The organism is Acinetobacter sp. ANC 3832, from assembly GCF_002135415.1.
Lineage (GTDB): Bacteria > Pseudomonadota > Gammaproteobacteria > Pseudomonadales > Moraxellaceae > Acinetobacter.
The window spans coordinates 152,686-173,444 of the sequence record NZ_NEGJ01000003.1; the positions used below are offsets into that span (position 1 = coordinate 152,686).

The 20,759-nt window shown below is 37.5% G+C and carries 19 protein-coding genes; 8 read left to right on the forward strand and 11 right to left on the reverse strand.

The window, feature by feature from the left end:
• Window positions 1-50: 50 nt before the first annotated feature.
• Window positions 51-2,630, reverse strand: coding sequence for an ATP-dependent chaperone ClpB (gene clpB / locus B9T35_RS05095; RefSeq protein WP_086190045.1), 2,580 nt, complete (start codon window positions 2,628-2,630; stop codon window positions 51-53).
• 782 nt (window positions 2,631-3,412) lie between these two features.
• Window positions 3,413-4,321: a serine O-acetyltransferase EpsC gene (gene epsC / locus B9T35_RS05100; RefSeq protein WP_086190046.1), complete on the reverse strand. Its 909-nt coding sequence runs from the start codon at window positions 4,319-4,321 to the stop codon at window positions 3,413-3,415.
• A 310-nt stretch (window positions 4,322-4,631) separates the two neighbouring features.
• Here epsC and B9T35_RS05105 point away from each other — a divergent pair, with 310 nt between their 5' ends.
• The 4 genes from B9T35_RS05105 (at window position 4,632) to B9T35_RS05120 (ending at window position 9,356) form a co-directional block, all read left to right on the forward strand.
• Window positions 4,632-5,120 carry a rhodanese-like domain-containing protein gene (locus B9T35_RS05105; RefSeq protein ID WP_086190047.1) on the forward strand — a complete coding sequence of 163 codons (489 nt, stop codon included), beginning with the start codon at window positions 4,632-4,634 and terminating at the stop codon, window positions 5,118-5,120.
• 212 nt (window positions 5,121-5,332) lie between these two features.
• Window positions 5,333-6,265, forward strand: a complete 933-nt coding sequence (locus B9T35_RS05110) for a family 2A encapsulin nanocompartment shell protein (RefSeq protein WP_086190048.1) — start codon at window positions 5,333-5,335, stop codon at window positions 6,263-6,265.
• Window positions 6,240-8,183, forward strand: a complete 1,944-nt coding sequence (locus B9T35_RS05115) for a family 2A encapsulin nanocompartment cargo protein cysteine desulfurase (RefSeq protein WP_086190049.1) — start codon at window positions 6,240-6,242, stop codon at window positions 8,181-8,183. The genes B9T35_RS05110 and B9T35_RS05115 overlap by 26 nt, the downstream gene beginning before the upstream one ends.
• 372 nt (window positions 8,184-8,555) lie before the next feature.
• Window positions 8,556-9,356: a peptidoglycan DD-metalloendopeptidase family protein gene (locus B9T35_RS05120; protein ID WP_086190050.1), complete on the forward strand. Its 801-nt coding sequence runs from the start codon at window positions 8,556-8,558 to the stop codon at window positions 9,354-9,356.
• A gap of 190 nt (window positions 9,357-9,546) precedes the next feature.
• On the opposite strand, the gene B9T35_RS05125 is transcribed toward B9T35_RS05120, so the two are convergent.
• Window positions 9,547-9,966, reverse strand: coding sequence for an OsmC family protein (locus B9T35_RS05125; RefSeq protein WP_086190051.1), 420 nt, complete (start codon window positions 9,964-9,966; stop codon window positions 9,547-9,549).
• A 154-nt stretch (window positions 9,967-10,120) separates the two neighbouring features.
• Between B9T35_RS05125 and crp the strand changes: the two genes are divergently transcribed.
• Both crp and B9T35_RS05135 read left to right on the forward strand, forming a co-directional pair.
• Window positions 10,121-10,831, forward strand: coding sequence for a cAMP-activated global transcriptional regulator CRP (gene crp, locus B9T35_RS05130; RefSeq protein ID WP_086190052.1), 711 nt, complete (start codon window positions 10,121-10,123; stop codon window positions 10,829-10,831).
• Window positions 10,832-10,998: 167 nt separating this feature from the next.
• Complete coding sequence (locus B9T35_RS05135) at window positions 10,999-12,048, forward strand: NADP(H)-dependent aldo-keto reductase (RefSeq protein ID WP_086190053.1); 1,050 nt, start codon at window positions 10,999-11,001, stop codon at window positions 12,046-12,048.
• 167 nt (window positions 12,049-12,215) lie between these two features.
• Here B9T35_RS05135 and B9T35_RS05140 read toward each other — a convergent pair whose 3' ends face one another.
• The 6 genes from B9T35_RS05140 to B9T35_RS05165 form a co-directional block, all read right to left on the reverse strand.
• On the reverse strand, window positions 12,216-12,995 hold the full coding sequence (locus B9T35_RS05140) for a M48 family metalloprotease (protein ID WP_086190054.1): 780 nt from the start codon (window positions 12,993-12,995) through the stop codon (window positions 12,216-12,218).
• A gap of 121 nt (window positions 12,996-13,116) precedes the next feature.
• Complete coding sequence (locus B9T35_RS05145) at window positions 13,117-13,422, reverse strand: hypothetical protein (RefSeq protein ID WP_086190055.1); 306 nt, start codon at window positions 13,420-13,422, stop codon at window positions 13,117-13,119.
• A gap of 163 nt (window positions 13,423-13,585) precedes the next feature.
• Window positions 13,586-14,380, reverse strand: a complete 795-nt coding sequence (locus B9T35_RS05150) for a M48 family metallopeptidase (protein ID WP_086190056.1) — start codon at window positions 14,378-14,380, stop codon at window positions 13,586-13,588.
• Between the two features lie 178 nt (window positions 14,381-14,558).
• On the reverse strand, window positions 14,559-15,878 hold the full coding sequence (locus B9T35_RS05155) for an adenylosuccinate synthase (RefSeq protein WP_086190057.1): 1,320 nt from the start codon (window positions 15,876-15,878) through the stop codon (window positions 14,559-14,561).
• A 69-nt stretch (window positions 15,879-15,947) separates the two neighbouring features.
• Entirely contained in the window at window positions 15,948-17,114 is a 1,167-nt protein-coding gene (locus tag B9T35_RS05160; protein WP_086190058.1) for an ATP phosphoribosyltransferase regulatory subunit, read from the reverse strand.
• A 167-nt stretch (window positions 17,115-17,281) separates the two neighbouring features.
• On the reverse strand, window positions 17,282-17,740 hold the full coding sequence (locus B9T35_RS05165) for an Lrp/AsnC family transcriptional regulator (protein ID WP_086190059.1): 459 nt from the start codon (window positions 17,738-17,740) through the stop codon (window positions 17,282-17,284).
• A 225-nt stretch (window positions 17,741-17,965) separates the two neighbouring features.
• On the opposite strand from B9T35_RS05165, the gene B9T35_RS05170 reads away from it, so the two are divergent.
• Both B9T35_RS05170 and B9T35_RS05175 read left to right on the forward strand, forming a co-directional pair.
• Entirely contained in the window at window positions 17,966-18,709 is a 744-nt protein-coding gene (locus B9T35_RS05170; RefSeq protein ID WP_086190319.1) for an AzlC family ABC transporter permease, read from the forward strand.
• Window positions 18,706-19,002 carry an AzlD family protein gene (locus tag B9T35_RS05175; RefSeq protein WP_086190060.1) on the forward strand — a complete coding sequence of 99 codons (297 nt, stop codon included), beginning with the start codon at window positions 18,706-18,708 and terminating at the stop codon, window positions 19,000-19,002. Before B9T35_RS05170 ends, B9T35_RS05175 begins: the two co-directional genes overlap by 4 nt.
• Window positions 19,003-19,087: 85 nt before the next feature.
• Here B9T35_RS05175 and B9T35_RS05180 read toward each other — a convergent pair whose 3' ends face one another.
• Window positions 19,088-19,387, reverse strand: a complete 300-nt coding sequence (locus tag B9T35_RS05180; RefSeq protein ID WP_086190061.1) for a hypothetical protein — start codon at window positions 19,385-19,387, stop codon at window positions 19,088-19,090.
• 59 nt (window positions 19,388-19,446) lie between these two features.
• A complete protein-coding gene (locus B9T35_RS05185) occupies window positions 19,447-20,472 on the reverse strand; it encodes a type I glyceraldehyde-3-phosphate dehydrogenase (protein ID WP_086190320.1) in 1,026 nt (341 codons plus the stop codon).
• Window positions 20,473-20,759: the final 287 nt, after the last annotated feature.

The following is a 20,759-nucleotide window of genomic DNA, read 5'->3' on the forward strand; positions in this document are numbered from 1 at the left end:
AAAAAACCCAGCCGAAGCTGGGTTTTTTATTGCTGAGTAAAGCTAAACCATTAACTTAATTTCAATTTATCAAATTGAAGTCGACCATTTTCAGCAGTGATTAAAATTGTATCACCTAGGATGAAATCACCCGCCAGAATTTTCTGAGCCAATGGATTTTCAACCTGTTGCTGAATGGCACGTTTCAATGGACGCGCACCATAAAGTGGGTCAAAACCTGCTTCAATCAATAAATCAAAAGCAGCATCATCTACTTTTAAGCCCATATCACGATCATTCAAACGAGAACGTAAACGATCCAATTGAATGTCTGCGATGCCACGAATTTGTGATTTTTTCAATGAATGGAAAACCACAAGCTCATCAATACGGTTAATAAACTCTGGACGGAAATGTTGTGAAACTGCATTCATTACAGTCACACGCACTTCATCATCACTTGCACCCTCACCCAATTCACGCACATCGCTTGAACCAAGGTTTGATGTCATCACAATCACCGTATTTTTAAAGTCAATGACACGACCCTGAGAGTCGGTTAAACGACCATCATCCAACACTTGTAGTAAAATATTGAATACATCAGGATGTGCTTTCTCAACCTCATCAAATAACACCACACTATACGGTTTACGGCGAACAGCTTCAGTTAACACACCACCTTCTTCATAACCCACATAACCAGGAGGTGCACCCACTAAACGGCTCACAGAATGTTTTTCCATGAACTCACTCATATCGATACGAATCATCGCATCATCACTGTCAAACAAGAAGTTCGCCAATGCTTTAGTCAGCTCAGTTTTACCGACCCCTGTTGGTCCAAGGAATAAGAATGAACCACTTGGACGGTTCGGATCGGATAAACCGGCGCGTGAACGACGTACCGCATTTGATACAGCAACTACAGCTTCATCTTGACCTACAACACGGTTATGTAAAAACTCTTCCATATTTAAGAGTTTTTCACGTTCACCTTGCAACATTTTGGTCACAGGAATACCTGTCGCAGCACTTACAACTTCTGCAATTTCATTTTCAGTCACTTTAGTACGAATCAGTTTTGGCTCGTCATTTGCTTCAGCCACCTCTTCTTCATTCAAGCGTTTTTGCAACTCTGGAATCACACCATATTGCAAACGGCTTGCTTCTGCCAAATCACCTTCACGTTGCGCTTTTTCAAAAGCAGTACGTGCTTTATCCAATTCAACCTGAGCCTGATTTGTACCTTCAACTAAAGTTTTTTCAGCACGCCATACTTCTTCCAAATCATTGTATTCACGCTGAACTTCTTCAATTTGTTTTTCAAGATGTTGCACTTCAACATGACTGACAGAATCAGCATCTTTTTTCACTGCTTCCAATTGCATTTTCAACTGGATTAAACGTCGATCTAAACGGTCTAAAGGCTCTGGTTTAGAGTCAATTTCCATTTTGATTCGTGATGCTGCTTCATCAATCAAATCAATTGCTTTGTCAGGTAATTGACGATCTGTGATGTAACGATGCGACATTTTCGCAGCGGCAATAATCGCAGAATCAAGAATTTGCACACCATGATGGGTTGCATATTTCTCTTTCAATCCACGCAGAATCGCAATGGTATCTTCTACACTTGGCTCATCGACCAATACTTTTTGAAAACGACGTTCCAAAGCAGCATCTTTTTCAATGAATTGGCGATATTCATCTAAAGTCGTTGCACCCACACAACGTAATTCACCGCGAGCCAATGCAGGTTTCAACATATTCCCTGCATCCATTGCACCATCACCCTTACCTGCGCCAACGAGCGTATGTAATTCGTCAATAAATAGAATGATTTCGCCATCATGCTTAGAAAGGTCTTTCAACACTGCTTTTAGACGTTCTTCGAACTCACCACGATATTTTGCACCTGCAAGCAATGAACCTAAATCTAAAGATAAAACACGTTTACCTTTTAGACTTTCAGGCACCTCACCATTCACAATACGCTGTGCCAAACCTTCAACAATCGCTGTTTTACCCACACCTGGCTCACCAATCAATACTGGATTGTTTTTGGTACGGCGTGATAATACTTGAATGGTACGACGAATTTCTTCATCACGACCAATTACAGGGTCTAATTTTCCCACCATCGCACGTTCAGTCAAGTCGACGGTATATTTATTTAATGAATCTCTTTGATCTTCGTGGTTATTTGCCATAACTTTGTCGCCACCTCGAATATTTTCAATTGCTTTACGTAGTTTTTCAGTTGTTACACCTACGCCATTTAATAATGTTTTGGTTGTACCTGTTTCCGCTAAAGCCAGTATCACCCAGTCAGTCGATAAAAACTCATCCCCTGCTTTCTGTGCATAGCTGTCTGCCAAATTCAAGGCACGTACAGCTTCAGGATTCAGGTTAATATCACCCGTTGGATTGGCAATCGTTGCTGCATCATTTAATGCTTGTTGCAACTTGGTTTGAAGATCACGTAAATTTGCACCTGCCTGTTGTAACAGACTAATATTGGCTGGTTCTTCCAATAAGGCAGATAAAATATGAATACCTTCAATTGAGGTATTGTCTTTGCCCATTGCTAAAGATTGGGCATCTGATAACGCTTGCTGTAAACGGTTTGTAAATTTTTCAAAACGCATTCTTATTTTCCTCACAACAAATTTTCTACTTGATAGATATATGGGAATGATTTACGTTTTTTCAAGGAAATTTTATAAAAATACTGTTTTTTTTCAACAACTAACAAATATTGAAATAAAATTAAACTACAGTTATAACATGGGTACTAACGCATACCCTTTCAAGCTCATTTTATTTTAAATATTCATTACTTAATTCCCCATGAATATTTAAAATTGAATAAGCTCATAACTACAATAAGCACTTACACAGCAATTGAGAATAAAAACAATGTAGAATTTTAGTAACTGTTTTATTTTAATTTTTTAATAGAAAGAATAGAGACTTCTATCACTAATCTCATTGAAATTAGCTCCTTTCACGTCGCTTTCAACCCTCACAATAGAAAGCATTTGCCCCATAAATATCTAGGCTAGCCTAAAGCATCCATTTTGATGAAATAACCGATTTAAAATCTTCAATAGACCTCTTGCATAAGTCAGCTTTTAATCAACATTTGTTCATAATGGATGTCCCTCCGCTTTTTAAGGAGAGGGTTAGAGAAAGAATTATCTTTATTTAGGATTCACCCTCATCCAAACTTTCTCCCATAAAGAGAAGGAACATTCAATCTCAATCAAATACCATTTCTGTTTATAAAATTTTGTTCATTTCTCGATTCTCGCAAGAGCTCTAATAACAGATCATAGAAATGGTTTTAATTATAAAATGCTGATCTGTCTTCGTTTCAATACGATATGTAAGCCGCTGTCACACCCTAGTAAATGAATTTACTCGATTATTAAACTTCTGTTTTTGTCAGCGAACTCTGTGAAACAGCACTATTCGGTGCAACACTTTGCGTAATCCAAACATTCCCACCAATAATCGCGCCTTGTCCAATGGTAATGCGTCCGAGAATGGTCGCCCCTGCATAGATCACCACATTATCTTCAACAATTGGATGCCGTGCATACTCTTTCTGCAAACGCCCAGAATCATCAATTTCAAAGCGTTTAGCGCCCAGTGTGACAGCCTGATAAATACGGACATTTTTACCAATAACACAAGTTTCGCCAATCACCACACCAGTCCCATGATCAATAAAAAAGCCCTGATCAATTTGTGCACCAGGGTGAATATCAATCCCTGTTTTAGAATGTGCAATTTCAGCAATCAGCCTTGCCAATAAAGAGAGATCTTTTTTATAAAACTCATGCGCAATTCGATGATAAATAATCGCAAGAATCCCCGGATAGCATAACAAGACTTCATCTACACTGCGGGCAGCGGGATCACCCTCATAAGCAGCAATCACATCTGTATCTAAAATTTTACGAATGTTAGGAAGCTTTTGTGCAAATTCATTAACAATACTTTCAGCAAGCACTGTGCTCACTTCTATATTTTCATGATGTTTTTTATATTTATAATCATAGGTTAGGTTTAATTTAACTTGCTCAAGCAAAGCATATAATGTTTTTTCAAGCGTATGTGCAATATAGAAATTTTCACTTTGCTGCCTTAAATCATGTGGCCCTAAACGCATCGGAAATAGAACACCACATAAATCATTCAGTATTTTTTTAATTTCATCTTTGGATGGTAACTCACGCCCACCAAAATCTTTCAGGCTTCTTTGCTGAGTTCGCCATTGGTTACGAGCTTCTTGCAACTCATCAACAATATTCTGAATATTCCACATTGTCATATGTTTACCTACATTGCACATAGAGTCATTGTTTTATTTTTTAAACTTTAAGAATGAAAAACTATGATTTATTATTCAATTCACTGAGCAAATAGTATTTTATTATCTCCGTTTTAGATAAACATTATTTTGTATATCGATATCTACATTTTGAATTAAAAACCTTTCCTTTTTTAAGAATAACTAATCCAATTTTTATTCATTTTAAGAATATAAAAAATCATTATATTAAATATCATCTTTACCAATAAATGAGAGCAAACTCTATTTTTAAGGTTAAATAAATGGAGTTTGATCGAAGGCACTAGAAATGAATAGTTTAACAAATCCTAATTTTCCCGAATTAAATTCTGATCAAATTAAGCAAATCTTTGATCAGGCAAAACAGCGGGTTGAAGATCATTATTTAGAATTTACAGGCACAGTTCTTCCACATGAAGCATGGGCTTTATTCCAAGCAGGTCATGTATCAATTGTAGATGTCAGAACGGCTGAAGAACGTAAATTTGTCGGTTTTGTTGAAGAAACTATTCATATCCCATGGGCAACAGGCACGGCTTTAAACCGTAACCCACGCTTTGCAAAAGAACTTGAAAGCAAAGTCGGTAAAGACAAAATCATTCTCTTATTGTGCCGTAGTGGTAAACGCTCCGCTGCTGCTGCCAATGTCGCTTTTAATGCAGGTTTCACTGAAATTTATAATATTGATCAAGGTTTTGAAGGTGATTTAGATGAGACTAATCATCGTGGTGCTTTCAATGGTTGGCGTTTTCATAATCTGCCATGGCGACAGGAATAATTAAAAACCGATTAAATAATGATTCATTTTTTGTGATCGAATTAAATTTCAGATACGTAAAAAGTCTTTAAACATAACAAGTAAACATCATTTTAGAACTTCAATTTTCATGGAGAGGATCACTATTACTAAAATTTTATAAATATGCAGATTCATTACCTCTTAACCGAAAAATTAAACCCAATTAAAAAGATATTCTAAGGATTCAAAACATGGCTAAACACCCAGATGTTGCCCGTCAAGCGCTGAACGATCAAGCCGCTCGTCAGCTTGCCAATGCCACCAAAACAGTTCCACAGCTTTCGACCATTACGCCACGTTGGCTCACGCATTTACTGCAATGGACACCTGTTGAAGCAGGTATTTACCGTGTCAATAAAGTCAGCAATACCGATGATATTCAAGTCGCATGTACACAACGTGATGAAGCGACTTTGCCACAAACTTTTGTTGATTATGAAGTTAATCCAAGAGAATACTTTTTAAACGGTGTTTCTACGGTATTAGACATCCATACCCGTGTTTCAGACCTTTACAGCAGTCCACATGATCAGATTAAAGAACAATTACGCTTAACCATTGAAACCATCAAAGAACGTCAAGAAAGCGAACTGATCAATAACCCTGAATATGGTTTATTGGCCAGTGTTGCAGATGAACAACGTATTTCAACATTGACTGGCGCACCAACGCCTGACGATTTTGATGATTTATTGCGTAAAGTTTGGAAAGAACCAGGTTTCTTCCTTGCACACCCAGATGCAATTGCTGCTTTTGGTCGTGAATGTACGCGTCGTGGTGTTCCGCCTCCAACAGTCAGCCTATTTGGTTCTCAGTTTATTACTTGGCGCGGTATTCCACTGATTCCATCCAATAAAATCCCTGTTGAAGATGGTAAAACCAAGATTATTCTTTTACGTGTTGGTGAAAAACGTCAAGGTGTGGTTGGCTTATTCCAACCGGGTCTTGCAGGTGAACAAGCGCCAGGCTTGTCAGTACGCTTTATGGGCATCAACCGTAATGCGATTGCATCTTACTTAATTTCACTGTATTGCTCACTTGCTGTTTTAACTGATGATGCCCTTGCGGTACTTGATGACGTGGAGGTAGACAAATACCATGACTATCCAACAACTTACAAGTAATTCACCAAGGGCTGATCTTTCAGAACAGATTGCAACAGCACCGATCAGTGAATCATTCATTACTCAGTTGGCAGCAGAATTTTTTTCTGCTTTACCAAAACAAAACCTGCAAGGTTTCAACTTTGATTTACCGAGACATTCTCCACAGCCGAAAGATCCGATTGTTGCATTATCAGGTCGAATTCCTGCGATTGTTGAACAGACAAATTTAAATCCAAATTCAACACAGCATTTTATTGAGCCAATCGCGGATCATCCTGAACGTAGAATTTTATCTTCTGCTCCTGTGATTGGTGGCGCGAACACGCCTGATCCATTGGTGGCAGTAAATAGATTGGATTTATCACTCAACTCTGCACCGTTCTCACAGCACTCTGCGCCGACAAGTATTCCTGTGTCTTCGCCTGCTCAAGCATCTTCTGGGTTTTATTTCCTCGATTTGCAAAAACCTAATGCTGTGAACCAGCAAACTGTGCAGACACGTTCAGCACAATCAGATGTATTAAGAAATCCGTATGCTTTTGATGACTATCATTTTAGTCAAGATCATCAATTGAAAAGTGCTTTACAAGATCGTAATGACAAACCTGCTACAGCAGAATCTGGCTATTACTTTTTACAATCACCAACGGTTGAAACAACTCGTCCGCATTCAGATTTGCAAATCCCAACGACAGCGCAAAACTATCAGCCAATTGATATTTTGCAAATTCGGAAAGACTTTCCAATTTTGCAAGAACGTGTCAATGGAAAGCAGCTGATCTGGTTAGATAATGCAGCGACAACGCATAAACCTTTAGCCGTTATTGAACGAATTTGTCACTTTTATAAGCACGAAAACTCCAATATTCATCGTGCCGCACATGAGTTGGCTGCCCGTGCCAGTGATGCCTATGAACACGCGCGTGATGTGGTTGCCCGATTTATTGGTGCAAAATCATCACAGAATATTGTTTTTGTCAGAGGAACGACTGAAGGCATCAACTTAATCGCCAAAACATGGGGTAAGCAAAATATTCAAGCAGGAGATGAAATTATTGTTTCGCACTTGGAGCATCATGCCAATATTGTACCGTGGTATCAGCTTACTCAAGAAACAGGTGCTAAACTACGCGTGATTCCTGTGGATGATACAGGTCAAATTCAGATTGAAGAGTTTGTTAAACTACTTAATCCAAGAACTAAACTTGTTTCAATCACTCAGGTATCCAATGCGCTTGGAACTGTGACGCCTACTCAAGAAATCATTGCCCTTGCACATGCTGCAGGTGTACCTGTTTTGGTGGATGGTGCGCAGTCTGTGTCTCACATGCCTACCAATGTCACTGCTTTGGATGTAGATTTCTTTGTATTCTCAGGGCATAAAGTATTTGGACCAACAGGTATCGGTGCTGTATATGCAAAATCTGAGTTATTAGATTCCATGCCAGTTTGGGAAGGTGGCGGTAATATGATTCAGGATGTCACCTTTGAAAATATTGTCTATCAACCTGCTCCAAGCAAATTTGAAGCAGGTACTGGAAATATTGCTGATGCTGTCGGTTTAGGTGCTGCACTTGAATATGTAGAAAGTCTGGGAATTCATAATATTGCCCGTTATGAACATGATTTATTAGAATATGGGCAACATGCTTTGCAAAGTATTTCAGGTCTACGCTTGATTGGCACAGCATTAAATAAAGCCAGTGTTATGTCATTTACATTGGCGGGTTATGAAACAGAAGAAGTTGGTAAAGTGCTGAATCAGCATGGTATTGCTGTGCGTACAGGTCATCATTGTGCTCAACCGATCTTACGGCGCTTTGGCGTTGAAAGAACAATTCGTCCTTCTTTGGCTTTTTACAATACCACGGATGAAATTGATACGCTGATTTCTGTCCTGCACCAACTAAGACGTAATAGACCTTATAAAACATAATCTATTAAATATCTTGCATAAGTCAGCTTTTAATCAACATTGGTTCATAATGGATGTGTCCCCCTCTCCTTTTAAGGAGAGGGTTATCTTTGGGATTAATCTTAACCTTCTCTGAAAGTGAGAAAGAACATTCAATTTTTGTCAAATAGCATTTCCGCTTATAAAATTTTGTTTATTTCTCCACTTTCGTAAGAGATCTAATATTTATATACAATCACCGATCACTCACATATTTAAAGTTTTAGACACGTGAATATACATTCTGTTAGCTGAAATCTTCGAATAATTTCAGTTTGAATTAACAAAGTCGATCTTGAGCAAAACATTAGATCAGCTTCATAATTGAATCAAATCAAAATCAGCATTCTTGTTATGTCTTTATTCAAAAAATTATTTGTTCTTACTGCATTCTTTTCAGCATCTCAATTACACGCCCTTCCACAAGATTCAAGGCATGCGGGTGGTATTGCTGTTATTCCACTCGAAAGTAATATCACTGAAGTCAAATATAATAATCAGCCTATTCTAATCACGCAGCCTAATTCACGTAACTATGCCATTTTTGGAATTCCCCTTTCTACACCAGTCGGTTCAATTGAATTACAAACCAATGCACAGCCAATTCGTGTAGAGATCAAACCGTATAAATATGTAGAACAACGCCTGAATGTCAAAAATAATGACTATGTGAATCCCAATGAAGAACAACTCAACCGCTATGCTGTGGAGGCTAAAGAGCAAAATGATATTTATTCATCATTCACAAAAGCACAATGGACAGACTTTCCTCAGTTTATTCGACCGACTGCTGGAAAATTCAGTAATTCATTTGGACGCAAACGCTTTTTCAATGGTGAAGAACGAGCGCCACATTCAGGTTTAGACATTCCTGCACCCGTAGGGCAAAAAGTGGTCGCACCTGCAAATGGTATCGTGGTTGCTACTGGTAATTATTTTTTTAATGGCAACACGGTTTTAATAGATCACGGGCAAGGACTCATTAGTATGTTCTGCCATTTAAGTAAAATAGATGTGCAAAAAGGTCAAACTATTAAACAAGGTGAACTTATTGGATTAATTGGAAAAACTGGTCGAGTTACTGGTCCACATTTACATTGGGGAATGAGTCTTAATAATGCCCGAGTTGACCCACAATTATTCTTATCTAAATGATTCTATTTTAAGAGATGCTAAGTTTTTTATATTAAATTATAAAAAATGAGCGCATTCATTAAAAAATACACATTTTGTAATAATTTAATGATCAAATTATGATGTCTGACCAGTCACTTGATATAACAGACAATTTAAATAAAAAAAGCCAATTGATTAAATTGGCTTTTTTACATGAATCTTCAAATGATTATACATTGATAATTTCAAAATCGTGAGTGATTTCCACACCACCATCTGCCAACATTTTACTCGCTGAACAGTACTTCTCAGCTGAAAGCTCAACAGCTTTAGCCACTTGTTTTTCTTTCACTTCATGACCAGTAATAACGAAGTGTAAATGAATTTTTGTAAACACAGCAGGGATGGTATCGGCACGCTCTGCTTGTAGCTGACAAATGACATCTGTCACATCTTGTCGAGATTTCTTCAATATAGTCACAATATCAAACGAAGCACACCCACCAAGTCCCATTAATATCAGTTCCATAGGACGTGGACCACGGTTTTCACCGCCATACTCAGCAGAGCCATCCATCACGATTTGATGACCACTTTCTGATTTTGCTTCGAAAGCAACATTCTCTAACCAATGTACGCTAGTTTGCATTGCAACTACCTAAAAAAAGCTATAAATTTACGGGGTACCTGTACACTAGCATAAAATGAGTTGATAAGGAATTTCATCTCTACTGCTGTTTCTATGTGACGCGTTCATTTTTAGATCAGCAGATCTAGTATAATCCAATTCGGAATGTTTAAGCATGTCTTCTAATTTTGCACAACTAAGTACAGATGCTTTGTCTCCTGGGCAACTGCCTGAGTCAGTCAAAGCTTTACTCAAAAGAGCTCACATTAATCGGTTCCCTAAACGTACGGCAATCATTGATGCAGGTTCTGAGTCTAAATCTCTGTATCTAATTTTAAAAGGTTCAGTTTCAATTATTTTACGTGAAGATGATGATCGTGAAATTGTTGTTGCGTATTTGAACCCTGGTGATTTTTTTGGGGAAATGGGTTTATTTGAAACAAACCCTCAACGTACAGCAGAAGTAAGAACACGTGATGTTTGTGAGATTGCTGAAATATCTTATGAAAATTTCCATGAAATCAGCAAACAATATCCTGACTTAAGTTATGCCGTATTTGCTCAGCTTGTACGTCGTTTAAAAAACACCACACGTAAAGTTACTGACCTTGCCTTTATTGATGTGTCTGGTCGTATCGCGCGTTGCTTGATTGATCTTTCTGCACAACCTGAAGCCATGATTCTCCCGAATGGTCGTCAAATTCGCATTACTCGCCAAGAGATTGGTCGTATTGTCGGTTGTTCACGTGAAATGGTTGGTCGTGTTCTAAAAACACTTGAAGAACAAGGCATGATCGAAACCGATGGTAAAGCTATTTTAATTTTTGATGTGTCTGTTGATGAATCAGCATTCTCTGAAGATGAGAGCGAAAATGATGATGAATAATCATCATCCATAAATAAAATTAAAGCAAATCTTCGGGTTTGCTTTTTTTATGTCTTAATTTAAACCAATACAATACTTATGCAACTTTATCGTTGATTTTTCACGCTACTAGACATAGTGTTTTGAATCAGTAACAACCAATTATGATGATGTAAGGATATTTACTCATGAAATTTAATCCGTTGGGTCAATCTGGATTACAAGTCCCTGAAATTTGTTTAGGTACAATGACCTTTGGTGAACAAAATAGCCAATCAGAAGCTTTCGAACAGTTAAAGTATGCATTGGACCAAGGGCTTTATTTTTGGGATACCGCTGAAATGTATCCTGTTCCGCCTAAACCAGAAACACAAGGTTCAACGGAAATCATTATTGGAAATTGGATTGCACAAAATGGTAATCGTGATCAGCTATTTTTAGCATCAAAAATTGCAGGTCCTCAGCAAGGCGGAAGTAGCATCCGTGACGGACATACTCGCTTCATTGAACAAGAGATCTCTAGTGCGATAGACAGCTCTCTAAATCGCTTACAAACGGATTATATCGACCTATATCAACTGCATTGGCCACAACGACCAACCAACTTCTTTGGTGCGCTCGGTTATGGCAATCAACAGGCAATACAGAGTATAGATATTACGCCATTGGAGGAAACTTTAACGGCACTCGCAAAAGAAGTGAGCAAAGGTCGTATCCGTCATATTGGTCTATCCAATGAAACGCCATGGGGTACCATGAAGTTCATCCAATTGGCTGAAAAAATGGGCTTAGAAAAAATTGTAAGCGTCCAAAATCCTTATAATTTACTCAATCGAACCTATGAAATAGGGATGTCTGAAATTGCACAGCATGAAGGGATTGGACTACTCGCATATTCCCCGCTGGCTTTTGGTTATTTAACTGGAAAATATAAAAATGGCGCTCGACCGAAAGATGGGCGAATCACCTTATTTTCTCGCTTTACACGCTACAGCAACCCAGAAAGTGAATGGGCAACTGAGCAATACGCTGTATTGGCTGAAAAGCATGGGCTCAGTTTAGCCCAACTGGCTTTAGCCTTTATCAAACAACAGTTTTTTGTCACCAGTACCATTATTGGCGCAACCAATATGCAACAGCTCAAAGAAAATATCTCAGCATTTGAAATTGATCTATCTGAAGATATTTTACAAGAAATTGAAGCGATCCATCGTCAACAACCGAACCCTGCGCCTTAAATAAATATAAAGTGGTGTTTTCTATTTATTAAAGTTTTTTAGAATTAAGCAACGTTTTATTTTTATAAGCTCTTTTTAGAGTACCACTTTAAAATATTGAAAATTAATTTAAAAGATTGCCCCATAAAAAAGGATGCTTAAGCATCCTTTTTTATTACACCAATGAATTAGCGACGTTGGTTATATACTGTCATTGCGGCTGCTAAATTTTTCTTCATTGCATTCATTCGATTTTCATCTGTAGGATGCGTTGATAACAATGCGAGACCTTGTGAACCACCTTGTTTGCCCATTTTTTCCCAAAGGGTAATTGCAGCCTGTGGGTTATAACCAGCACGTGCCATAAGCATTAAGCCACCTTGATCTGCACGGCTTTCTAAACTACGTGAATAAGGTAAACCGACACCTACTTGACTTCCTAATTGAGCAGCCGCTGTTCCAAGCTGCCCCACACTATCACCCGCTGCAGACAAACCGATATTCAATGCCAAATTAGTTAAAGCTTGAGCACCCATTTTTTGTTTAGAATGTTCTTCTAGCGCATGCGTCATTTCGTGACCCATTACAGCCGCAATTTCTGCATCGGTCAGATTAAGTTTCGTCACAATTCCTGTATAAAAAACAACTTTACCACCTGGTGCAACATAAGCATTCACGGTATCAGATTTTAATACAGCAAGCCTCCAATCAAACTGTTGACCAGTCTGATTCATTTGATCTGCATACGGTTTTAAACGAAGAAAAACGGCATTAATCCGCTTATACGTCGATGATGATGTATCTAAGGTCTTATTGCCCTGCGCTTCTTGTACAGTCTTATTAAAATTCTGTGTTGCAGATTGATTTAATGTTGCAGAATCTGCCCCTGCCATATCTGCAATCGTGGTACATCCAGTTATGCTCACTACACCTGTTAAACATAAACTCAGTAAGAACTTATTGTTCATTATAATAATCTCCAAATTTAAAAATAGTTTAAAATAATGTGGATTATATGCAATCACTTCAATTGATTAAATCACTAATAACTTCATAATTTTATTAATTATGTAATTTTAAACTCAAAACTTATAGAAATTGAATACACAACCAATAAACAAGACAAGCAGCATTCAAACCCAAATAAAGCTGACATAGTGGTTTAATTTTTTTTTCCAATGTTTCACTTTTACGCTTCAAAAAAAGAAAAGCATTTTGGATTAAAATAAGAGGCACTAAAATGCACGCAATAATCACACTAAGCCCAAGTAAGGCATTATTAATCACAACAGGGTCTTGTGTCTGAGCATGAATAATTAACATTGCAATTGTTGGAGCCCCACCCATTGCAAAAAGCAATGAATAAAACATGGTACCTGAAATATTCTTATGCATCCCGCAAAACCTTATCCCAATTTCAAAACCGTATTCTAACAAGCTCAAATTATATAATCAGTTCACTTAACTGCAACTTTAGTCTTGGACTTTTACTGACACCTAATTTTTTACAAAAAGACTCGGTTAAAACCGAGTCTTTTGTCACTAATAACTGATTAAATTAAGTTGTTTTTTTACTCGATTGATACACAACTTTCGCTTCAGCTAAACTTTTATTTAAATCTGAAATACGATCATTATTCGATGGATGCGTTGAAGTAAATTTCGAAACGCCGTTATTTGCTCCACCATCAATTTTATTCATTTTTTGCCATACGGTAATTGCAGCATCAGGGTTATAACCTGCTTTCGCCATAAGCATTAAACCACCACGGTCAGCCTTTGATTCAAGATTACGTGAATAAGGTAGACCAACACCATATTTACTACCGATATCTAATGCTTGAGTCCCCATAGAACCCAATTTATCGCCAGCATAAGTTTTGCCCATTTTCACAGCAAAATCAGTTAATGCAGTTGCACCAGCAGCACTCTTAGAATGCTCTTCTAAAGCATGCGTCATTTCATGACCCATGATCGCAGCAATTTCCGCATCTGTTAATTTTAAAGTATTCACAATACCTGTAAAAAATACAACTTTACCACCTGGCATCACAAATGCATTTAACTCATCAGATCTAAGTACGCTTAACTGCCAGTCAAATTTTTGACCTGTTTGGTTGACTTGATCTGCAAAAGGTTTCATTTTTAAGAAAACTGCATTCACACGCTTATACGTCGCAGATGTTGTATCCAAAGCTTTTTGAGCCTTTGCATCATCTACAAGGAGTTTATAATCTTGAGCAGCATTTAGATTTAAAGTTGCTGAGTCTTGACCTGTCAATTCAGCCACTGTTGAACATCCAGATAAGCTAGACGCGATAATCATACCCATTAAAATTTTCTTATTAAACATATATACACCAAAATTAAATTATTGAATCTAAGTTTATTATTAAGAATATCATTCGAAATTCTTTGGCTTAATGTATACTAATTATCAATAAATTTCAAAAATATATTTTTATTCTCGTTATTTTTTTTAAGCAACCCATAAAAAAAGCTCCCGAAGGAGCTCTCTTTAACAGATCATTTTAAGCATCAAATGGATGACGTAAAACGATTGTTTCTTCACGATCTGGACCCGTTGAAACGATGTCAATTGGACATTCAATTAACTGTTCAATGCGTTTTACATAAGCAATTGCATTTGCAGGCAATTGATCAAAGCTTTTCGCACCGAAAGTTGATTCAGACCAACCTGGCATAGTTTCATAAATTGGTTTTAACGTTTCAAATGCAAGTGCATCAGAAGAGCCAACACAACCAGAATCTGCTGCTTCATAACCGATACAGATTTTCACTTCATCCAAACCATCAAGAACGTCAAGTTTAGTTAAGCAAATACCTGATAATGAGTTTACATCTACAGAACGGCGTAGAATTTCAGCGTCAAACCAACCACAACGACGTTGACGACCAGTAGATGCACCAAACTCAGAACCTTTAGTACCGAGGTGTTTACCAATGGCATCACCAACATCGTTAGCAGCGTCATAAACCAACTCAGTTGGGAATGGACCTGCACCTACACGTGTTGTATACGCTTTGGTAATTCCAAGTACATAGTTAAGATGCAATGGACCTAAACCAGAACCTGAACTTACACCACCAGCAGTTGTGTTTGAAGATGTTACATACGGGTATGTACCATGGTCAACATCAAGAAGTGAACCTTGAGCGCCTTCAAACATAATGTTTTCACCGTTTTTACGGTAATTATGCAATTCAGTTGTTACATCCACAACAAGTGGAGCAACGACTTCACGCCATTCATCACAAAGCGCAAGCACTTCTTCAAGATTAACCGCTTCTACACCGTAGAATTGAGTTAATTGGAAGTTATGGTATTCAAGAAGCTCTTCAAGTTGAGCTTTCAAATGTGCACCACCACGAACCAAATCTGCAACACGAATTGCACGACGTGCAACTTTGTCTTCATACGCTGGACCAATACCGCGACCCGTTGTACCAATCTTAGCATTACCACGTTTTTTCTCACGTGCTTGGTCAAGTGCAATATGGTTTGGAAGAATTAAAGGACAGTTTGGAGAAATACGTAAACGTTCTTTAACTGGCACGCCTTCTTTTTCAAGAATGTCCATCTCTTCAATTAATGCAGCAGGTGAAAGTACAACACCATTACCAATTAAGCACAGTACGTTTTCACGTAAAATACCAGATGGAATGAGGTGTAATACAGTTTTCTTACCACCAACTACGAGAGTATGACCCGCGTTATGTCCACCTTGATAGCGTACTACCGCAGCCGCTTGATCTGTGAGCAGGTCGACGATCTTGCCTTTGCCTTCGTCGCCCCATTGGGTACCAAGTACCACAACATTCTTGCCCATAATAGCCTCATTGCATCATGCTGTTAAAATTGAAAAACTTGCTTTGGTTAAAACAACCAAATTAAGCGATTAAATCTGTTTGATTGTCCATTCACCTACAACATTCACCAATTGGTGTGTCGCATATGGCACTGAATTTAAATCATCATTACCAAGCAATTGAATTACACTTAAACCTTGCTGACGCACATCAGCAATAGCTTTAAGTAAATTCGAATCTGTACCTTTGGGTGCAACAACAATTTTAATATCTTTAAACTGACCTACGCTCAATGCATATAAGTCACAACTAAAACCTGTTGCTGGACGCGCACGACCAAAATGTTCACCAATACCATCATAACGACCGCCTTGAGCTAAAGGCGCTGCACGATTAGGTGCATAAACGGCATACATTAAACCTGTATGATAATGATATGAGCGAAGTTCAACCACATCAATACCGATATGAAGATTTGGCCAACGCGTTTGAATTTCAATTTGTGTCGTTTTTAAAGCATCAAACGCTTGTTTGAATGCTTCATCAGCTAAAAGCTCAGCACTTAAATGACTTTGCAATGCATTTAAGTCACTTGAATAACGACCCAATACATAAAAATCTGAACCAAATTTCAACGCTTTGGTAAATTCAGCAAGCTCAGGTAATGCTTTACGTTGATATAAGTCTGAAAGCTGACGTTCTGTCGCTTTGCTTAATCCAGCATGTTTTACTAAACTACGGAATAGTCCAACGTGTCCTAAGTCAAGATGGATTCCATCCACCAAACCGACTTTTTCAATGAGGTTGAGCATCAGATCAACCATTTCGACATCTGCATCGATACTGTTGGAACCAAATAACTCCGCCCCCAACTGTAATGGCGCACGTGTGGTATTAAACCCTTGTGGTTTCGTATGTAAAACCGTTCCTGCATAGCAGTAACGCGCCACACCTTCTACTGGATGTACATGTGCATCAATACGCGCCACTTGTGGTGTCATATCGGCACGCACACCAAGTAAACGACCTGAGAGTTGGTCGATGACTTTAAAAGTGGCTAAGTCTAAATCTTGATTCGATTCTGAAAGAGACGATAGAGATTCGATGTATTCAATAAATGGCGTGTACACCAATTGATAACCTCGTGAAGCGAGGACATCTAGTGCGTCACGACGCAAAGTTTCAATGACTTGCGCCTGTTCTGGCAATACATCAGCTACACCATCAGGTAATAACCATGTCTCTGAAATGGGCATGTTGTAGACCTAAATTCTTGTCTGCGCGGAACTAATCCGCATAAAAAAATCGGGAACACACCCGATTTCTCTTATTTTAGCACGATAGTTAAAGCCATGCATCAGGGAATTTAAGGAAATTTAAATCACCCAATATTTTATAATTCATCAACAATTTACGAATAACGTTATAGAGGCAATTCGGTCGTGTGTTTAATTTTCTGCAACGGGATCTCAGTTTTTACATTTTGAATGCCTGATATTTTATTTAAATGATGAATCTGAAATTTACGATAGGCTTCTAAATCAGACACCACGATTCTTAAAAAAAAATCACAGTCCCCTGCCATTAATTGGCATTCTACGACTTCCGGCATATCCATAATAGATTCAATAAATTGATTCACAGTTTTTTCATCTTGTTCTTTCAACCAAATTCGAGCAAAAACGGTGAGTTTTAAATCCACTTTATGAGAATCGACCAAAGCCACGTATTTTTCTATGATTCCCGCATCTTCCAATTGTTTGACTCGGCGTAAACAGGGTGATGGAGATAAACCAATTTTTTCAGCCAATTCATTATTTTGCAGTTTTCCATTCTGCTGTAAGACTTGTAAAATACGCTTATCCAGATGATCTAATTTCACAACGACTGACCGAATTAAAATTTTATTGCTAAAAATATATAAAAATTAGAACAAAATTTCAATATCTATCATTATCTAGCCAAATAAGGTGAAAAACACCTTATCTATAAGCATAAAATAATAAGTATAAAAAGTTGCTCTTTTTTATATTTCACAAAATATGCAGTGCAATATCTCGCTTGTTTTAAATAAATGCTTAGCTTGAAATACGCTTTAGGTAAAATCATGTCCACGCTAAAAACATCAGTCAATGAGTTAAACCAGTCTGTAAGCTACCAAGAGTTTTTCCGTGGTATCAAGGTTTCAATTCCAGTGATGCTTGGAATCATCCCTTTTGCATTGGTACTGGGGGCACAAGCAACTCAAAAAGGCTTTTCGGTTGTAGAAGTTCCACTGTTTACGGGGCTTAATTTTGCAGGTGGATCAGAGTTTGCTATTTTACAAGTCTGGACCAATCCACCAAATATTCTATTTCTGATTTTAATTACCTTTTTAGTGAATAGTCGTCATTTACTGATGGGTGCAAGTATTGCCCCTTTTATTCGCCATTTACCCAATCGCCAAACATTGCCTATGTTGTTCTTTATGTGTGATGAAAGTTGGGCAATGAGCATGACCGATGCACATAAGCGTAATCCACAAAACCCGTATGCGGGCTTTAGTGTCTCTTTTTATATGGGTTTATGCTTTGCTTTATATTTAATTTGGGTTGTCTTTACAACACTCGGTGTTGGTATTGGTGGATTTTTAGGTGATGTCACTCAATTTGGTTTTGATATGGCTTTCCCTGCCGTTTTCCTGGTGCTTTTACGTGGTATGTGGAAAGGCTTTAAAGCGGCTCAACCTTGGTTTATCAGTTTAATTTCAGCGGGTTTGGCTTATCATTTTCTCCCGCAAGGTTGGTATGTGCTTGTCGGTGCTTTATGTGGTATCGCATCTGCATTTTTTTTAGTTGGAGATGAAAAATGATTCATTCTGCAACCCTTATCGCAATTTTATGCATTGCTTTAACAACCTATCTGACCCGAATTCTAGGTTATTTATTATTAAAAAATAAAACGCTCAGTGTTCGTGCGCAACGAATTTTACAAGTCATTCCAGGTTGTGTCTTAATTTCAGTAATTGCACCCTATTTTGTCACAGACAATCCTGCGGATCTGCTTGCAATTATTGTTACTTTTTTTGCTGCAATGTATCTTTCCTTATTACCCACCGTGATTATTAGCATTACTGTGACGGGTTTATTGCGCTACTTGATATAAGATTTTTTGTATATTTACATCATCGCGAATAAAAAAACAACGAAGATAAATAGATGATCTTCGTTTTTTTCAAAATAATTAGATGTTAATGTGAAGATTGTTGGTTTTGTAAAATTCGAACCAATTCAGCATTTTGAAATTCAACTTGATTCAATCTTGCTGTGGTTTGATCTAAGACTTCTTGTTGGATATGCATTTTCTTTGCTAAATCTTGCATAATTTCTAAGGTCTTTTTCAAATGATCTTCTTGTGCCGCAATTTTCGTTTCTTGATCTTGAATCATCAGTAGCGAATCTTTATTTTCTTTACTCAATTTGCCCAATTGCCAAACTAAAAAAATGATTGCAACATAGAGCAAGACAATACCCAACAATACAAATGTCATATAATTTCCCTTCTATACTTTATTTTATAAATATTTAAAATTGATGATAAATCTATATGTTAAAAATAAAATGATTCTGATAAATCAAGTAAACGGTTGGCATAACCCCACTCATTATCATACCAAGCAAATACCTTTGCTTGACGACCTACGACCATTGTCTGAGTTAAATCTACAATTAAAGAATAAGGTGAGTGATTAAAATCACTTGAAACAAGCGCCTCATCAGTTACTGACATAATTTCAGCATAATCAAATTTTGCTGCGTGAATCAATTTTTCATTTAATAAATGTGCTGTAATCGGAGCTTGAGAAATAAACGTTAAATCAATGGCAGCAACATTAATTGTGGGTACACGTATTGAATAACCATCAATGCGATCTTCCATTTTTGGCATGACTTGTTTTAAAGCACCCAATGCTGAAGATGTCGTTGGGATAATATTATGACCCGACGCACGTGCGCGACGTAAATCTCGATGCGCATGATCTAGAACTGATTGATCTGCTGTTACAGCATGAATTTCGGTCATTAAAGCTGTATCAATACCAAACGCATCATCTATAACTTTGACTAAAGGAACAAGTGCTTGTGTCGTACATGACACACCTGAAATAATTTGATCTGTCGCTTTGACATCATGATGATTCACACCATAAACAATAGCAGCATCTACAGTATCAAATGGTGCAGCACCAATAATGACCCGCTTCGCCCCTGCTGTAATATGTTTGGTCGCAGCAACTCTAGAACGGAATAAACCTGTACATTCAAGTACAAGATCAATATCTAATGTTTTCCATGGTAATTGTTCTGGGTCTTCCACACGTAGGATTTGTACTTTTAATTGGGATAATCCTGCTTCAATGTGCATATAGATCTGTTCATTTTCTTGAATGACATTGACCTTGCCTTGAAATCGACCATGTGTGGTATCGTATTTAAATAAATGAACCAGTGTTTCAACATCTGCAATATCATTAATTGCAACGATTTCAAAATGAAAGTTCTTTGGATTTTCAAACCAAGCCCGTAATACATTACGCCCGATTCGTCCGAATCCATTTATCGCCACACGTTGCATCAGCTGTCCTTCTTTTGAAACATTCATTGTTACATACAGATATGTTATCGGATTTCTAAGCCTTATCGTTATAATTTGTCAGATGAGAATGCAAATATATTATCTTTGCTGACAATTTGATCGAAATTTAACTTAAATCAACCTGAATCCTATTTAAGCCAACATTCCGTTAATTTGAATCGTTGGTTTATTTGGGTAATAAACCTGATTAACACATAATGAAGCATAAATCCTTGCCAAATAGCCAGAAAGACTAAGAGGTTTCGTGAACTATTTTAATTAAATTT

What these genes read in the sequence shown, in the direction of transcription:
- clpB (WP_086190045.1), bottom strand. Translation starts at nt 2,630, where the DNA reads ATGCGTTTTGAAAAATTTACAAACCGTTTACAGCAAGCGTTATCAGAT.
- epsC (WP_086190046.1), bottom strand. Translation starts at nt 4,321, where the DNA reads ATGACAATGTGGAATATTCAGAATATTGTTGATGAGTTGCAAGAAGCT.
- B9T35_RS05105 (WP_086190047.1), top strand. Translation starts at nt 4,632, where the DNA reads ATGAATAGTTTAACAAATCCTAATTTTCCCGAATTAAATTCTGATCAA.
- B9T35_RS05110 (WP_086190048.1), top strand. Translation starts at nt 5,333, where the DNA reads ATGGCTAAACACCCAGATGTTGCCCGTCAAGCGCTGAACGATCAAGCC.
- B9T35_RS05115 (WP_086190049.1), top strand. Translation starts at nt 6,240, where the DNA reads ATGACTATCCAACAACTTACAAGTAATTCACCAAGGGCTGATCTTTCA.
- B9T35_RS05120 (WP_086190050.1), top strand. Translation starts at nt 8,556, where the DNA reads ATGTCTTTATTCAAAAAATTATTTGTTCTTACTGCATTCTTTTCAGCA.
- B9T35_RS05125 (WP_086190051.1), bottom strand. Translation starts at nt 9,966, where the DNA reads ATGCAAACTAGCGTACATTGGTTAGAGAATGTTGCTTTCGAAGCAAAA.
- crp (WP_086190052.1), top strand. Translation starts at nt 10,121, where the DNA reads ATGTCTTCTAATTTTGCACAACTAAGTACAGATGCTTTGTCTCCTGGG.
- B9T35_RS05135 (WP_086190053.1), top strand. Translation starts at nt 10,999, where the DNA reads ATGAAATTTAATCCGTTGGGTCAATCTGGATTACAAGTCCCTGAAATT.
- B9T35_RS05140 (WP_086190054.1), bottom strand. Translation starts at nt 12,995, where the DNA reads ATGAACAATAAGTTCTTACTGAGTTTATGTTTAACAGGTGTAGTGAGC.
- B9T35_RS05145 (WP_086190055.1), bottom strand. Translation starts at nt 13,422, where the DNA reads ATGCATAAGAATATTTCAGGTACCATGTTTTATTCATTGCTTTTTGCA.
- B9T35_RS05150 (WP_086190056.1), bottom strand. Translation starts at nt 14,380, where the DNA reads ATGTTTAATAAGAAAATTTTAATGGGTATGATTATCGCGTCTAGCTTA.
- B9T35_RS05155 (WP_086190057.1), bottom strand. Translation starts at nt 15,878, where the DNA reads ATGGGCAAGAATGTTGTGGTACTTGGTACCCAATGGGGCGACGAAGGC.
- B9T35_RS05160 (WP_086190058.1), bottom strand. Translation starts at nt 17,114, where the DNA reads ATGCCCATTTCAGAGACATGGTTATTACCTGATGGTGTAGCTGATGTA.
- B9T35_RS05170 (WP_086190319.1), top strand. Translation starts at nt 17,966, where the DNA reads ATGTCCACGCTAAAAACATCAGTCAATGAGTTAAACCAGTCTGTAAGC.
- B9T35_RS05175 (WP_086190060.1), top strand. Translation starts at nt 18,706, where the DNA reads ATGATTCATTCTGCAACCCTTATCGCAATTTTATGCATTGCTTTAACA.
- B9T35_RS05180 (WP_086190061.1), bottom strand. Translation starts at nt 19,387, where the DNA reads ATGACATTTGTATTGTTGGGTATTGTCTTGCTCTATGTTGCAATCATT.
- B9T35_RS05185 (WP_086190320.1), bottom strand. Translation starts at nt 20,472, where the DNA reads ATGCAACGTGTGGCGATAAATGGATTCGGACGAATCGGGCGTAATGTA.